This is a genomic window from uncultured Phyllobacterium sp., from assembly GCF_902479695.1.
In the GTDB taxonomy this organism is placed as follows: Bacteria; Pseudomonadota; Alphaproteobacteria; order Rhizobiales; family Rhizobiaceae; genus Phyllobacterium; species Phyllobacterium calauticae.
Window position 1 is genome coordinate 110,191 of the sequence record NZ_CABSQF010000011.1, and the last position, 14,450, is coordinate 124,640.

Here is a 14,450-nt window from a genome sequence, read left to right on the forward strand (position 1 = left end):
GAACACCGTGCGTGGTTCGACAAGCTCACCATGAGGGAAGTGGTTTGGCTGCAATCCTCGCCCTCCCTTATGGTGAGCTCGTCGAACCACGCACACTGCAGATGCAGCGAATTTTATGCTCCGCCGATGCGGCGCAGGACGGGATTGACCGTGCGCGGCTTGCGGCCGGAGAAACCATAGGCGGCAAGAATGGCGCGGGCGGCTGCCTCGGCATCGCTCTGGCTGCGCGCGTGGACAAGGGCAATCGGATCGCCCGCTTCCATCAGCGCACCGACCGGCTGCAGCGCCGTGATGCCCACCGCGTGGTCAACCGGGTCCTGCGGACGGATGCGCCCGCCGCCCAGCGCGACAACGGCGACACCCATCGCCCGGGTTTCCACCGACGCGACATATCCTGCCTGCGGTGCCTTCACTTCCAGCGTCACCGGGGCAACCGGCAGATAATGGCGGGCGCGGGAGACGAAGTCGGTGGGTCCGCCAAGCCCGGCAACCATGCGGCCAAAGACCTCCGCTGCCTTGCCTGAATTCAGGGCTTCCCGCGCCCTGTCCATGGCGGCCTTGGGACTGGCGGCAAGCTTGGCCGAAACCAGCATTTCCGCAACCAGCGCCAGCGTCACCGCTTCAAGGCGTGGATCCCGGAGATCGCCGGTCAGGAAATCCACGGCATTGAGCACTTCCACGGCATTGCCTGCGGCAAGTGCCAGCGGCTCGTTCATGTCGGTCAGCAAAGCGGTGGTGGTCAGTCCCGCGCCGCTTGCCACCGCAACAATGCTTTCGGCCAGGGCCACGGCATCGCGGCTGCGCGCCATGAATGCGCCATTGCCCGATTTCACATCGAGCACCAGCGCATTGAGCCCGGCCGACAGTTTTTTCGACAGGATGGACGCGGTGATCAGCGGGATCGATTCGACCGTGGCGGTGACATCGCGAATGGAATAGAAGCGCTTGTCGGCAGGTGCGAGATTGGCAGTCTGGCCGATGATGGCGCAACCGACCTCGTGCACGACCTTGCGGAACAGCGCATTGTCCGGCTGGCTGCGATAGCCGGGGATCGAATCCATCTTGTCGAGCGTGCCGCCGGTATGGCCAAGGCCGCGCCCGGAAATCATCGGCACATAGGCCCCGCACGCGGCGGCAATGGGCGCAAGCATCAATGAGACGTTGTCGCCGACACCGCCGGTCGAATGCTTGTCGACAGCCGGGCCCGGCAGATCGGACCAATCGAGAATATCGCCGGAATCGCGCATGGCGAGCGTCAGGGCGACCGCTTCGTCGCGCTTCATGCCGTTGAAGAAAACCGCCATGGCAAAGGCGGCAACCTGCCCTTCGGTGATGGCGCCCGAGCTCATGGCGTTGACGAAGGCGGTGATATCCGCCGCATCGAGCGCATGCCCATCGCGTTTGCGGCGGATGATTTCCTGCGGCAGCAACATGATCAGCCGATCTCCCGGACCAGCGCCCGGATAATTGTCTGCAGGCGCGCACCGCCCTTCGGCGCGACATCCTTGGTTTCCTCGTGCGAGAGCTCCGCCCCCGTCATCCCCGCACCGTAATTGGTGATGACCGAACAGGCGGCAACCCGCAGACCGAAGAAGCGGGCGAGAATGACTTCAGGCACCGTCGACATTCCAACCGCATCGGCGCCGAGCGTGCGTGCCATGCGGATTTCCGCCGGTGTTTCGAACGAGGGGCCGGAGAACCACATATAGACGCCCATCGGCAGCTTCTCGCCCACCTCACCGGCGGCGATGACAAAGGCATCCTTGAGCTTCTTGTCGTAGGCAGCGGTCATGCCGACAAAGCGCTGATCGGAGGCTTCGCCGATCAGCGGATTGAGCCCGGAATAGTTGATGTGATCGTCAATCAGCATGACGCTGCCCGGCGCAAGGTCGTGGCGCCCCGAGCCCGCCGCATTGGTCAGGATCAGCATTTCGATGCCAAGGTCGGCCAGCGCCGCCATGACCGGGCGCATGACCGCGGCATCGCCCTTTTCGTAGTAGTGGGCGCGGCCCGCCAGCATCAGCACCGGCTTGCCGGAGAGATAGCCGGCAACGACTTCCCCGGCATGGCCGGAGACACCGCTGTGGGGGAACCCCGGCAGATCGGCATAGGGAATGCGGATGGCATTCTCGACCGCATCCACGAGGGATCCCAGACCGGACCCGAGGACGAGCGCGACACGCGGCGCCAGGCCCTGCAACTTGTGGATGAGCGCTCCGGTGGCAGGCGCAATCATGCGGCACTTCCTTTTCCCAGAACTTCCGCTTCAAAGCCGTAGGGGAAAATCTCCTTCATCGTCAGCGTTTCGACGACGCCGTTGTTGTCGCACAGGTGCAGGCGCGTCTCGGGACCGGCGAACTCCGCCAGCCGCTGGCGGCAGCCGCCGCAGGGCGTGCATTTCGCCTTCTTTTCTGCAACCACGAGAATATCTGTGATTGTACCGCCGCCGCCCATGACGAAATGCGACAGGGTGGTGGTTTCGGCGCACCATCCCTCCGGATAGGAAATGACTTCGATGTTGCAGCCGGAATAAATCCGGCCATCGCTGGTGCGCACGGCAGCGCCCACCGGGAACTGCGAATAGGGCGCATGGGCTTTCTGCATGGCCGCAAAGGCGGCATCGAACAGGTCTGTATTCATTCTATCGCTCTTTCACATAGGCCACACCACCCGCCTTGGGCGGAATTGCCTTGCCGATGAAACCGGCCAGCAGCACGATGGTGAGAATATAGGGCAAGGCCTGCATCAGTTGCACGGGAACCTCACCGATGAGTGGCAGGGGATGCCCCTGCATGCGGATGGCGATGGCATCGAGAAAGCCGAAGAGCAGGCAGGCAAACATGGCGTGGACCGGCCGCCACTTGGCGAAGATCAGGGCGGCAAGCGCGATATAGCCCTTGCCAGCGGTCATATCCTTGACGAAACCCGCCCCTTGCGCTGTTGCCAGATAGGCACCGGCGATGCCGCAGAGCAAGCCGCAGCAGATCACCGCGCGGTAACGCAGCCACGGCACGGAAATGCCAGCCGTATCCACCGCAGCCGGGTTTTCGCCGACCGCGCGCAGGCGCAGGCCGAAGCGCGTGCGGTACAGCACCCACCAGGTGAACGGCACCAGCAGGAAGGCGAGATAGACCAGCACGGAGTGACCGGAAATCAGCTCGGAATAGATCGCGCCGATGACAGGAATGCCGTTCAGCGTTTCCACGCCCGGCAGGTCGATCGGGTTGAAGCGCGCGGCGTTGGGCAGCGACGGCGTGCGCCCGCCCTGCTGGAACCAGGCCTGGCCGAGAATGACGGTGGTGCCGGCGGCAATGAAGTTGATGGCAACGCCCGAAACGATCTGGTTGCCGCGATGGGTGATGGAGGCAAAGCCATGCACCAGCCCCAGCGCAACGGAAACCACAACGGCCGCGAGCAGCCCAGCATAGGCCGAGCCCGAATAGGTGGCCGCGGCGCCTGCCGCGAAGGCGCCGGCAAGCATCTTGCCTTCCAGACCGATATCGAAAATACCGGCACGTTCGGAATAGAGCCCGGCAAGACAGGCCAGCAGCAGCGGCACGGAGAGGCGGATCGTTGAATCGAGAACCTGCAGGACGACGGTGAAGCTATCCATTATTGACCTCCCTCGGCGGCAACGGCCGGTGTGGACTGGCGCTTCGTCCGGGCGAACCGCTGCAGAACGCGCAACAGGGTCGGGCGGAACATGTGCTCCAGCGCGCCGGCAAACAGGATCACCAGGCCCTGGATGATGACGATCATGTCGCGGGAAATATTGGGCATATCGAAGGCGATTTCCGCACCGCCCTGGTAGAGCATGCCGAACAGGATGGCGGCGAGAACGATGCCCGCCGGATGCGAACGTCCCATCAGCGCCACGGCAATGCCGACGAAACCGGCGCCGGCGACGAAATCAAGCTGCACGCGGTGCTGCGCCCCCATGATCGGGTTCAGCGCCATCATGCCGGCCAGCGCGCCCGATATCATCATGGTGATGACGATGATCCTGACTTCGCCGATACCGGCATAGCGCGCGGCCTTGGGGCTGTAGCCCATGGTGCGGATTTCATAGCCGAGCTTGGTGCGCCAGATGAGCACCCAGACAAGGAATGCGGCAACCAGCGCCAGGAGGAAGCTGATATTGAGCGGTGCGGAGCGCATGTTCAGCCCGATCAGGCTGAGCAGCCAGCCGAGGCCCGGCAATTGCCCGCCATCACCGAAGACACGGGTTTCCGGCGCCTGCGTGCCCGACGCCTTGAGATATCCCACCAGCAGATAGACCATGATGCTGGCGGCAATGAAGTTGAACATGATCGTGGTGATGACCACGTGCGAGCCGCGCTTGGCCTGCAGCCACGCCGGAATGAGGGCCCAGAGCGCGCCGACCAGCCCCGAGGCAATGATGGCCAGCGGAAAGGTGATCCACCAGGGCAGGACATTGCCGAGGCCAAGACCGACCACCGCAACGCCGAGGCCGCCAATATAGGCCTGCCCCTCGCCGCCGATGTTGAACAGGCCGCAATGGAACGCCACCGCGACGCAAAGGCCGGTGAAAATGAAGTTCGTCGCATAATACAGCGTGTAGCCGACACCATCGCCGGAGCCGAAGGCGCCCTTGACCATCAGGACGGCGGCATCGATCGGGCTTTCGCCGACCAGCAGAACGACGAGGCCCGCAACAAAAAAGGCCACGATCAGATTGATCAGCGGCAGCAGGCCATAGTCAGCCCAGGCGGGCAGTTTGGCAAAGGGCTGGCTCATGGCAGGGCCTCGATGATGGCGTCGGAGGTGGAGATTTTGGCATATTCGCCATCAAGAACGGACAGCGCCAGCGCGTGAACATCTTCCGCGCTCCAGCTCTTGCCGCGATGATCGGTGCGATCGATGCTGGCCACGGCGTCCTCGGGGACGATCACTTCAAAGCCGAGATTGGCCGCCATGCGCACGGTCGCATCAACGGAGTTTTCGAGAAGAACACCCGTTACCACGAGGCTGTGCACCTGCAGTTCGTCGAGCACGTCCATCAGATCGGTGCCGATGAAGGCATTGTTGGTGCGCTTGTCAACCACGGGCTCGCCCACCTGCGGCGCCACCTCGGGCTTGAAATCATTGCCCGGCGTGCCGGGGCGATAGGGCGATGCCGGATCGGTGGAATCGTGCTTGATATGGACGACCGGCAGGCGGCGCTCCCGCCATGCGCCGAGCAGCCGGGCAATCTGCGCCTCGGCTTCCGGCTGGCCGCGGCGGCCCCATTTCGGATCATCGATGGCATTCTGCACATCGATGACGAGAAGTGCCTGGGTGGTGGTCATTCCGCCGCCTCCTGATTTTCAACGCCAGCCATCAGAAGACCCAGCTCGCCTTCGCTCGCATCCGCGTCGCGTTCTCCGACGATGCGTCCGGCAAACATCACCAGAATGCGGTCGGACAGGGAGCGGATTTCATCCAGTTCAACCGAAACGAGCAGCACGGCCTTGCCCGCATCGCGCATCTCGATGATCCGCTTGTGGATGAATTCAATCGCACCAACGTCAACACCGCGCGTTGGCTGGCCGATGATCAGCACGCCCGGGTCACGCTCGATCTCGCGGGCCAGGACGATCTTCTGCTGGTTACCGCCGGAAAAATTCGCCGTCTTCAGGCGCGGATCGCTCGGGCGGATGTCATATTTCTCGATCTTCTTGCGTGCATCAGCCTTGATGGCGTCGATATCGAGGAATGGCCCATTCAGATAGAGCGGATCATCGTGGTAGCCGAGGATGGAATTCTCATATTCCTCGAAGGCAAGAACCAGCCCCATGTGATGCCGGTCTTCCGGCACATGGGCGAGGCCGCGATCGCGCAATTCGCCCGGATCGGCCGCGCCCGTAATATCGATGACCTGCCCGTCCAGGAGCACGCGGCCGGACACGGCCGTGCGAATGCCGGCGACCGTCTCGATCAGCTGCGACTGGCCATTGCCCGCCACACCGGCAATGCCGACGATTTCGCCGGCGCGAACCGTAAAGGACGCATTGTCGACCATGACCACGCCGCGGCTGTCGCGCACCGTGAGATTTTCCACCGAGAGCTTGACCTCGCCCGGTTTGGCTTCGCCTTTCTGCACCCGCAGGAGAACCCGGCGTCCGACCATCAGTTCGGCCAGTTCCTCGACCGTCGTCTCCGCGGTCTTGCGCGTTGCCACCACCGAACCCTGGCGCATGACCGAAACATTGTCGGTGACAGCCATGATCTCACGCAGCTTGTGGGTGATGAGGACGATGGTTTTGCCCTGCGCCTTGAGCTGCTCCAGAATACGGAACAGGTGATCGGCTTCAGCCGGCGTCAACACACCGGTCGGCTCGTCGAGCACCAGAATATCAGCGCCGCGATACAGCGCCTTGAGGATTTCAACACGCTGCTGCAGACCGACCGGCAATTCCTCGATCAGCGCATCCGGATCGACATCCAGCTGGTATTCCTGTTCCAGCCGCTTCAGCTCGGCGCGGGCCTTGGCAATGCCCCGCTTCAGGAGCAGTGCGCCCTCGACACCGAGCATGACATTTTCAAGCACGGTGAAATTTTCAACCAGCATGAAATGCTGATGCACCATGCCGATGCCCAGCCCGATGGCCGCATTGGGATCGCTGATCCTGACCGGCGCGCCATTGATGCGGATTTCGCCATTATCGGCCTGATAAAACCCGTAGAGAATGGACATAAGCGTGGACTTGCCAGCGCCATTTTCCCCGATAATACCGTGAATAGTGCCTTTTTCGACGCGCAAATGAATGTCGCGATTGGCGTGAACTGCACCAAACCGCTTATCAATTCCAACAAGTTCAATCGCCGGTTCTGCCATGTCCCCATCCGCTGTTGATCAGCTTTTTATCGTTCCGAACTTTTGACCCTAGAGCAAAGAAAAATCAAATGGAACCGGTTCCGTTGGGTCCCCGATTGCTCGTTCACCGGATTTTTTACTTTTTAGTCAAGAATTGCACATTTCCCGTTCCGTAGCGGGCCTCGACAAACCGGGCCCGGCTCTGGCAATCTCCTGACATGGCCGACATCATCGCTCCCTTCGCTTTCCACACCACGCCGCGCATCGTCTTTGCGGCAGGCGCCAGCGGCGATATCGCCGCGCACCTGCGCATAAAGCCCAGCGACCGGCTGCTTGTCGTCACGGATGCCACCATCCTGGCCCTTGGACTGGCGCAACCGGCCATTGCCAGCCTGCAAGCCGCCGGAGCCGATATCACGGTGTTCGGCGAGGTGGAAGCGGATCCATCGCTCGATACACTGCTGAATGCCGTGGACGTGGCCCGGGAGAACAGCGCGAACCATGTGCTCGGCTTTGGCGGCGGTTCCTCGCTGGATGTGGCCAAACTCGTCGCGCTGCTCGCAGGTTCAAATGAAAATCTCGACGATGCCTGGGGCGTGGGCAATGCCAGGGGACCGCGCCTGAAATTGACGCTTGTTCCCACCACCGCCGGAACCGGCTCCGAGATGACGCCGGTTTCCATCATCACCGTCGGCAGCAATGAAAAACGCGGCGTCTCGTCACCGCTCATCCTGCCCGACGTGGCGCTGCTTGACCCGGACCTCACCCTCGGGCTTCCGCCGCATGTTACGGCGGCGACGGGCATCGACGCCATGGTGCATGCCATCGAGGCCTATGCCTCCAAGAACGCCAACAACAATCCACTCTCCCGGGCGCTGGCCGTCGAGGCCTTGCGGCTTCTCGGCGCGAATATCGAGACCGCAGTTTTCCATGGCCGGGACAAGGCGGCGCGTTCGGCCATGCTGCTCGGTTCGATGCTGGCCGGACAGGCCTTCGCCAACTCCCCCGTTGCCGCTGTCCACGCGCTTGCCTACCCCATCGGCGGGACCTTCCATGTGCCGCACGGCTTGTCCAACGCCTTGGTTTTGCCCCATGTGCTGCGGTACAACGCGGCCGATTCGATGAATGGGGCGGCAACACACTATGCTGCATTGGCGCCGCATGCTTTCGCCGGTATCGATGTGTCAGGAGGGGCAGAGCGCATCTGCAACAGGTTTATCGACCGCCTCGCTGGCCTCTCGGCCCAGCTGGGGCTGCAGACGCGGCTGCGCGATGTCGGCATTGGCGAGGGCGATCTGCCTGTGATGGCGGCCGATGCCATGAAACAGGGGCGGCTCCTCGTCAACAACCCGCGGGATGTGACCGAGGCCGATGCCTTGGCGATCTACAGAACGGCCTGGTAACGGAGAGAGAAATGACCGCTGATACGGACCGTGTCACCAGCCTGGAAATCCTGGTGACGGAACAGGAAAAAACCATTGAAGAGCTTTCTGCCCAGATTGCCGAACAATGGACAGTGATCGAAGCCATGCGCCGGAAGCTCGATGCCTTGACGGACCGCTTCCTTGTTCTCGAAGAACAAACCACGCCGGACATTCCGGTGACCAAACCACCCCACTGGTAGGCCGGATATTCCATGATTACCGTAGAACCCTTGGAAAATCGCCCCGAGCTTGTTCCCGTATGCGCGCGCTGGAATTTTCATGAATGGGGCCATGCCGATGGCCGGAGCATGGAGCAGACCATCGACGCCTTCATGGAGCTGCTGGCGCCCGGCAGCCGGCAGAAAGCCTTTGTCGCGCTCGTGTCCGGCTTTCCCTCCGGACTGGTGCTTCTGATCGACAATGATCTCGACAGCCATGCCCATCTCACGCCCTGGCTGGCCAGCCTGTATGTCGACCCTGCCTTCCGCAACAAGGGTGTCGGAAAGCAGTTGATCGCGGCGGCGGAAAATGCTGCCCGCGATCAAGGCCATTCAGAGCTTTATCTCTACACGGACAAGCCCGACTACTACCGCGCCGCCGGCTGGAAACATCACGAAGCGCTGGCCGGCGAGAACGCTGGAATGGCGATCCTCAATCGCGCCCTCTGATCAGATCCTGTGCGTCTTGAACGCCTCGACGATCAGCTTCATGCCCAGCGCGCCCATGACAGCCCCGGCGCCGCGGTCGATCCATGCCTTGAACCCGGCATAGGCCGCACGGGCTCTTGTCGTCGAAAACATGGTGGCAACGAGCGTGTACCAGCCCGTCTCAATCAGAAACACCATGGGCGGCAGCGCCAGCAACAGCCAGAGCGGTGCGTCAGCGGGCAACAGCGCGGCAAAGAGGCTGGCATAGAAAATTGCTGTCTTGGGATTGCTCAATTGGGTCATCAGGGCAAAGGAGAATGACCGGGCCAGCGACATATGCCCGCCGGTTCCCGTCAAAGCCAGGGGTTCGGATGCATTGCTCCAGATGCGAATGGCAATATAGATCAGATAGGCCCCGCCGGCGACTTTCAGGATCAGATAAAGCCATTCGACCTGCATCAGCAGGGCGGTCAGCCCCAGAACGGCCAAACAGCAAAAAATCGCGCCGCCTATGCCCATGCCCAGCGCGGCCGCCACGCCGTGCAAACGCGGCGAGGTGATGGCAATGCGGGAAACCAGGACAAAGCTTGGGCCGGGGCTCATCGCGCCCAGCAGCAGAACCCCAAGAATGGTGAAGAAAACGGCGATCGCAGACATGGGATGATCTCCAATGTGCGTCAGTGACGCGGAGCGGCATATTCTCATGTTTCATGGATAAAACAAGCAGACCCGACGCCCAAAACAAAGCCGCCGGTCTTGCAACCGGCGGCCCGTCAGATCGGTGAAACATCAGCCCTTGTAGGGGCAGGCATTGTCCGTGTTGTAGTTGTGAACCTTGACCTTGCCCGAAATGATATCGGCCTTTGCCGCCTCGACGGCCTTCTTGACATCGTCGGTCAGCAGCTTGGCGTTGTTTTCATCGGCGGCATAGTCGACGCCGCCTTCCTTGACGCCGAGAACATTGACGCCGGCGGTGAACTTGCCGTCCGCGCCGTCCTTGAACGCGTTGTAGGTGGCCACGTCGACGCGCTTCATCATCGAGGTCAGAACCTTGCCCGGATGCAGGCCGTTCTGGTTGGAATCGACGCCGATACCAAGCTTGTTCGCATCGGCAGCCGCCTGCAGCACACCGATACCGGTGCCGCCGGCCGCCGCGAAGATCACGTCAGAGCCCTGATCCATCTGCGACTTGGCAATTTCACCACCCTTGGCAGGGTCGTTCCAGGCGGCAGGCGTGTCGCCTGTCATGTTCTGGATGACCTTGGCAGCCGGATTTGTCGCCTTCACGCCGCCGACATAGCCGCAGGCAAAGTTGCGGATCAACGGCACATCCATGCCGCCGACAAAGCTGACCGTGCCGCTCTTCGAGGTCTTGGCGGCGATAACGCCAACGAGATAGGAACCTTCATTGTCGTTGAAGACAACCGACCGCACGTTTGGCTTGTCGACAACCGCATCGATGATGACGAATTTCGTATCCGGAAATTCCGTCGAGACCTTTTCAATGGCCGCAGCAGCGGAGAAACCGGCGATCACGATCGGCGAGTTGCCATCGGAAGCGAATTTGCGCAGAGCCTGTTCGCGCTGGGCTTCGTTCTGGATTTCGAACTCGCGGAATTTTACGCCGGATTCCTTGGTGTATTTTTCTGCGCCATGAAACGCAGCCTCGTTGAAGGATTTGTCGAATTTGCCGCCGAGATCGAAGATCAAGGCAGGTTTGTTGTCCGCGGCATAGGCCGAGAAGGACATGGCTGTGGCAGCCAGCAGACCAAGAACAATACGCTTCATTTGATACCAACCCTCTGGATTTTGTTAAGCAGGACCGGCATTCCGCCGGTTCCGGACTGTGTTGCGGCCCATCCCGTCACAGCCGCCCCGAAAGCAATCTTGCACGGCTCACGGCAAAATTCACGCGGAATTTTGCCTCCCGGTCAAATATTGCGAAATAACCAAGCCCTATCAGTACCTTATGCAGATTTCGCCTGTGGAACAGGGCAAGCTATGCCCGCTGCCGCGCAGGCCGCGACAGACTACCGGATTCCTGGCGGGATCGCGCCTCAACGCGCGGCAAAGCGGCCGGCACGGTTTTCACGCCGGTAGCCCAGGCTATAGAGAAGCAGGGCCAGGATGGCGAAAACGACGAAGGTGGGCGTTGCAAGAATCCACAGCATCAGCGGGTCCCACAGCACGGGATAGAGACGGGCCTTGAAATAGGCCTCGACGACGCCGAGGGATGAGACGGAGAGCGATTGCCAGCTTTCCTGCAAGGGGGTGGTCACCAGATGCGACGCCCCCACGGACCGCGCCGCGTCGAGAACCGCAGCGATGATTGCCATGGCAAGCGCAATATAGGCAAAAAGCCTCAATACAGGTCGGATCACGTCTTTCTCCAAAGTCATCGGCCGGTACCATCAGGCGCCGGGAAAACGGTATTCTAGCGTGGAACGCCTACCGGTTGAATGCAAACTTACCGGCATTTTGGGACCGAACGATGAAGTTTCCCTGAAAATTCGCAGCAATTTCAGTGACAAAGGAATGAAATTATGCCAAAGCGCATTTATGTTGAAATAGGTGTTGAACAAGAGCCTGTTCTGACTATAGTGCGCGCCGCACGGGGTCGTTGTTGGCTAACCATCTTCAAGTGACTCGCGCAAACTCCAAAGACTGAGTGACCGATGGTTGACGGTGCTCCTGAGCCGGGTTTTCCGGCTGAGAACGACCAACCCGACCGGCCCCATGCCGGACGAATTGCGGAGAGGTGGCCGAGTGGTTGAAGGCGCACGCCTGGAAAGTGTGTTTACGTCAAAAGCGTAACGCGGGTTCGAATCCCGCTCTCTCCGCCATCTATTCTTTATCACATAAATCACAACAAATTCAAGGCCTTACCGAAGAGCCCCATTTGTTTGGTGCCCCACTTTGGTGCCCCCAAATAATTGTCCGTCGAAGGAAGATGCTGTTATCTTCCGACATAGGGCGCGATACCTTGACTGTTGGCCTGTTGGGAGCTCCACTCTCCTGTAGAGAAGGAGCGAGATAAAATGCAGCCTGAGTCGCAGTGGGCAGGCCGAATCTTCGGCACCAATACCGGCAATCTGTTCTGTCAGATCAAAGCCCAAGGGGCGGGATTAGTTGCAACAATCCGCTTCATGGATGATGTTTATGGGTTGGCAATATATGAGGCGACTGGGAGCTTTGATGGCTCAAATTTAGAGCTTAAAGGCGTGCCGAAGCAAGGGCCGCAGAATGTTGAGCTTGGTCCGATTGTTATAACCGGCAAACTTGGACCGAACGGTGAGATCAGAGGGAATTGGCAAAGTGAAATCGGCACCGCTGGTACTTTTCTGTTGCACCCCCACAACGCTAGCGCGGAGCCTGCAACTGAGACAATTGATCTCAGCGAACAACTTCATACAGCTCGGAGTGAAGTCGGGGCTGTCCGATTATACGGTCCAGACCTGAGAGAACTTATTGCAGCGGTCCAAAAGGATTTCGGGCACGAGCGAACAATCGTGACGTATCAAGACGATGGAACCGAAAAAGCAGTCTATAGTTCAGAGTTTCTAAAGAAAATCCCCTCGCAAACGCGGCTTAAATATCTGCGTCTCTATATTCAGGACAAAGATATAGGAAATTTGAACAAGATTGCCTCCGTCGAATTGAATGCCGACGGCCCAAATCAGATTACCGTACAAGGTGGCCAGGAAACTTGGGTGCGAGGTAAGCTTGCTCTTCTTGAATCAGTGATAAAGCGCAGCGAGGCGTGGACGCTGACATCCGCTAAGAAGTATGGACTAAATATCAATGGACTTCTGGTGGTGCTTGCCATTGCAGCTATACCCGACCTACCATTCATAAGACGAGTTTTGATGTTGCTGGGCGCGGTCGGTATTATCAACGTAGTCGCATTCCTTCACAAAAGGTATATTTCGAACGCTACAATTGTTTTGCAGGACGAGAAAACAGGTTTTGCTGAGAAATACTATTCCCAGATAATATCGGTCGTAATCACTACCTTTGTCGGCGGCATCGCGACACTACTTTACGGGACATTGGCAGGATATTTTTCGTTTGTCTGGAAAATCCTTGGCAGCGTAGTACCAGAAGTCCCGCAATAGTATTACAGGTCACTCCAACGCTCTGTAGACACTCTGCTCACTGATACCAAGTTGCGATGCGATGGCTGCACGTGTCATCCCATCCGCTGCAAGCGCCCTGATGCTGTCCTTCTGATTCATGGCCTTTGGTTTGCGCCCAGCGTACTTACCCTCAGCCTTATCCTCGGTGATGCCCGCCCGTTGGCGCTCCAGCATCATGGTCCGCTCAAACTCTGCGAACATCGCAAGCTGTAGCCTTCCGGTGACAGACTTGGTGTTGATTGTCTCCCCGGCGAAGTCGAGGATGCGAAGAGCAATCCCCCGCCTGTCAAGGTCGTTCACTATAGAAAGCAGGCTGCTGAGATCACGCGCCAGGCCGGTCCATCTTGGTCACTACCAGAGTGTCGCCCTCTCTGAGGAAGCGTAGGGCCTCGTCTAGCTGGTCTCTCTGTTTTGCACCTGAAGCGTGTTCGCTGAATATCTTCTCACATCGCACCACCTTCAGGCTGGCTATCTGGTCTTCAAGCCCTGCTGTCTGATCCGTAGTGGATGTCCTTGCGTATCCTGTCGGCATGTCATTGCCTTTCGTACTGCCAATAGGGTCTAGTACCTACTGTATGACACTGCCAAAACTCCAAGTTAACCCTATTGTCAGTATATTTTGCGTTATAACCTGACAGGCTTGGAGGACTGCCAAAACCTTGCGGGGGACGGCAATGACACCCAGGACACAACCGGCCATCCGACCGGCGCTGCACAGGCTGTTCGCGATTGCGGCGGTGGCAGCCATTGCCAGCGCGCTGCTCGGCACGGACGGGCGCTGGCTGCACTATGTCAGCAAGCCGCTGGCGACGGCGCTGCTGCTGCTCCTGGTCGTGCAGACGGCCAACCCGGTTTCAAAGCGCTATCAGTGGGCGATTGCCGCGGGCCTGGTCTTTTCGCTGTGCGGCGATATTTTCCTGATGCTGCCGCAGGATCTGTTCGTCGCCGGGCTGATCTGTTTTCTCATCACGCACTGCGCCTATATCATCGCGCTGACCGGTGATGTCCGCCTCGGCGCCGTGCCCCTCACCTTCGCCGCCTGCGCCCTTTTGGCTCTGGCAATCGTCTGGGGCCTGTGGTCAAGCCTGCCTGCGGAACTGAAGCTTCCTGTCACGGTCTATGCGGCGGTTCTGGCCGCGATGGGCGCCCAGGCGATCAGCCGGGCCCAATGCCTTGCAACGCCCCCTGCCCGGCTGGCGGGCATGGGCGGCATGCTGTTTCTGGCCAGTGACACGCTGCTGGCCTATGGGAAATTCCGCTTCGCCATGCCGCTTGGCCCCCTCTGGGTGCTGGGAACCTATTATGCGGCGCAATGGTTCATTGCGCGGTCGGTCGCTTCATCCGGTCAGTGAAACTCCGCCGTGTCTCCCAATCACCGCATTGGCGGGTTTTCGGGGGGGGGACTGGGGGGGGAATTTCCGAGATA

The 14,450-nt window shown here is 60.0% G+C and carries 17 protein-coding genes and 1 tRNA gene; 6 read left to right on the forward strand and 12 right to left on the reverse strand.

Annotated features, from left to right (window positions below; translation table 11 throughout):
* Window positions 1–113: 113 nt before the first annotated feature.
* Genes deoA through RDL77_RS09345 form a run of 7 tightly spaced genes read right to left on the reverse strand, consistent with a single transcriptional unit; the run spans window position 114 to window position 6,838 of the window.
* Window positions 114–1,430 carry a thymidine phosphorylase gene (deoA, locus tag RDL77_RS09315; protein ID WP_288192623.1) on the reverse strand — a complete coding sequence of 439 codons (1,317 nt, stop codon included), beginning with the start codon at window positions 1,428–1,430 and terminating at the stop codon, window positions 114–116.
* A gap of 5 nt (window positions 1,431–1,435) precedes the next feature.
* Entirely contained in the window at window positions 1,436–2,236 is an 801-nt protein-coding gene (locus tag RDL77_RS09320; protein WP_288192613.1) for a purine-nucleoside phosphorylase, read from the reverse strand.
* Complete coding sequence (locus tag RDL77_RS09325) at window positions 2,233–2,640, reverse strand: cytidine deaminase (RefSeq protein ID WP_288192614.1); 408 nt, start codon at window positions 2,638–2,640, stop codon at window positions 2,233–2,235. The genes RDL77_RS09320 and RDL77_RS09325 overlap by 4 nt, the downstream gene beginning before the upstream one ends.
* Window position 2,641: 1 nt before the next feature.
* Window positions 2,642–3,613, reverse strand: a complete 972-nt coding sequence (locus RDL77_RS09330) for an ABC transporter permease (protein WP_223612324.1) — start codon at window positions 3,611–3,613, stop codon at window positions 2,642–2,644.
* Window positions 3,613–4,758: an ABC transporter permease gene (locus RDL77_RS09335; RefSeq protein ID WP_288192615.1), complete on the reverse strand. Its 1,146-nt coding sequence runs from the start codon at window positions 4,756–4,758 to the stop codon at window positions 3,613–3,615. The genes RDL77_RS09330 and RDL77_RS09335 overlap by 1 nt, the downstream gene beginning before the upstream one ends.
* Complete coding sequence (locus RDL77_RS09340; RefSeq protein WP_288192616.1) at window positions 4,755–5,309, reverse strand: cysteine hydrolase family protein; 555 nt, start codon at window positions 5,307–5,309, stop codon at window positions 4,755–4,757. The genes RDL77_RS09335 and RDL77_RS09340 overlap by 4 nt, the downstream gene beginning before the upstream one ends.
* Window positions 5,306–6,838 (reverse strand): ABC transporter ATP-binding protein, encoded by a 1,533-nt coding sequence (locus RDL77_RS09345; protein WP_288192617.1) that lies wholly within the window; start codon window positions 6,836–6,838, stop codon window positions 5,306–5,308. Before RDL77_RS09345 ends, RDL77_RS09340 begins: the two co-directional genes overlap by 4 nt.
* A gap of 209 nt (window positions 6,839–7,047) precedes the next feature.
* Between RDL77_RS09345 and RDL77_RS09350 the strand changes: the two genes are divergently transcribed.
* The 3 genes from RDL77_RS09350 to RDL77_RS09360 are packed head-to-tail and all read left to right on the forward strand — an operon-like array spanning window position 7,048 to window position 8,909.
* Entirely contained in the window at window positions 7,048–8,220 is a 1,173-nt protein-coding gene (locus RDL77_RS09350) for an iron-containing alcohol dehydrogenase (protein WP_288192624.1), read from the forward strand.
* Window positions 8,221–8,231: 11 nt separating this feature from the next.
* Window positions 8,232–8,441 (forward strand): SlyX family protein, encoded by a 210-nt coding sequence (locus RDL77_RS09355; protein WP_105733935.1) that lies wholly within the window; start codon window positions 8,232–8,234, stop codon window positions 8,439–8,441.
* Window positions 8,442–8,453: 12 nt separating this feature from the next.
* Complete coding sequence (locus RDL77_RS09360) at window positions 8,454–8,909, forward strand: GNAT family N-acetyltransferase (protein ID WP_288192618.1); 456 nt, start codon at window positions 8,454–8,456, stop codon at window positions 8,907–8,909.
* Here RDL77_RS09360 and RDL77_RS09365 read toward each other — a convergent pair whose 3' ends face one another.
* The 3 genes from RDL77_RS09365 to RDL77_RS09375 all read right to left on the reverse strand — a co-directional run bounded on the left by RDL77_RS09365 (window position 8,910) and on the right by RDL77_RS09375 (window position 11,269).
* Window positions 8,910–9,545: a LysE family translocator gene (locus RDL77_RS09365; protein WP_223612329.1), complete on the reverse strand. Its 636-nt coding sequence runs from the start codon at window positions 9,543–9,545 to the stop codon at window positions 8,910–8,912.
* Window positions 9,546–9,677: 132 nt separating this feature from the next.
* Entirely contained in the window at window positions 9,678–10,676 is a 999-nt protein-coding gene (locus RDL77_RS09370; RefSeq protein WP_223612330.1) for a BMP family protein, read from the reverse strand.
* Between the two features lie 269 nt (window positions 10,677–10,945).
* On the reverse strand, window positions 10,946–11,269 hold the full coding sequence (locus RDL77_RS09375; protein ID WP_288192619.1) for a hypothetical protein: 324 nt from the start codon (window positions 11,267–11,269) through the stop codon (window positions 10,946–10,948).
* 371 nt (window positions 11,270–11,640) lie between these two features.
* On the opposite strand from RDL77_RS09375, the gene RDL77_RS09380 reads away from it, so the two are divergent.
* Together RDL77_RS09380 and RDL77_RS09385 are read left to right on the forward strand one after the other, a co-directional pair.
* Window positions 11,641–11,731: transfer RNA gene (locus tag RDL77_RS09380), tRNA-Ser, on the forward strand.
* Between the two features lie 195 nt (window positions 11,732–11,926).
* A complete protein-coding gene (locus RDL77_RS09385; protein ID WP_288192620.1) occupies window positions 11,927–13,003 on the forward strand; it encodes a hypothetical protein in 1,077 nt (358 codons plus the stop codon).
* Window positions 13,004–13,012: 9 nt separating this feature from the next.
* On the opposite strand, the gene RDL77_RS09390 is transcribed toward RDL77_RS09385, so the two are convergent.
* Together RDL77_RS09390 and RDL77_RS09395 are read right to left on the reverse strand one after the other, a co-directional pair.
* Complete coding sequence (locus RDL77_RS09390; protein ID WP_308526391.1) at window positions 13,013–13,324, reverse strand: helix-turn-helix domain-containing protein; 312 nt, start codon at window positions 13,322–13,324, stop codon at window positions 13,013–13,015.
* Window positions 13,325–13,346: 22 nt separating this feature from the next.
* Window positions 13,347–13,556: a recombinase family protein gene (locus tag RDL77_RS09395; RefSeq protein WP_308526392.1), complete on the reverse strand. Its 210-nt coding sequence runs from the start codon at window positions 13,554–13,556 to the stop codon at window positions 13,347–13,349.
* Window positions 13,557–13,698: 142 nt separating this feature from the next.
* On the opposite strand from RDL77_RS09395, the gene RDL77_RS09400 reads away from it, so the two are divergent.
* Complete coding sequence (locus tag RDL77_RS09400; RefSeq protein ID WP_288192621.1) at window positions 13,699–14,376, forward strand: lysoplasmalogenase; 678 nt, start codon at window positions 13,699–13,701, stop codon at window positions 14,374–14,376.
* The last annotated feature ends 74 nt before the right edge of the window (window positions 14,377–14,450 follow it).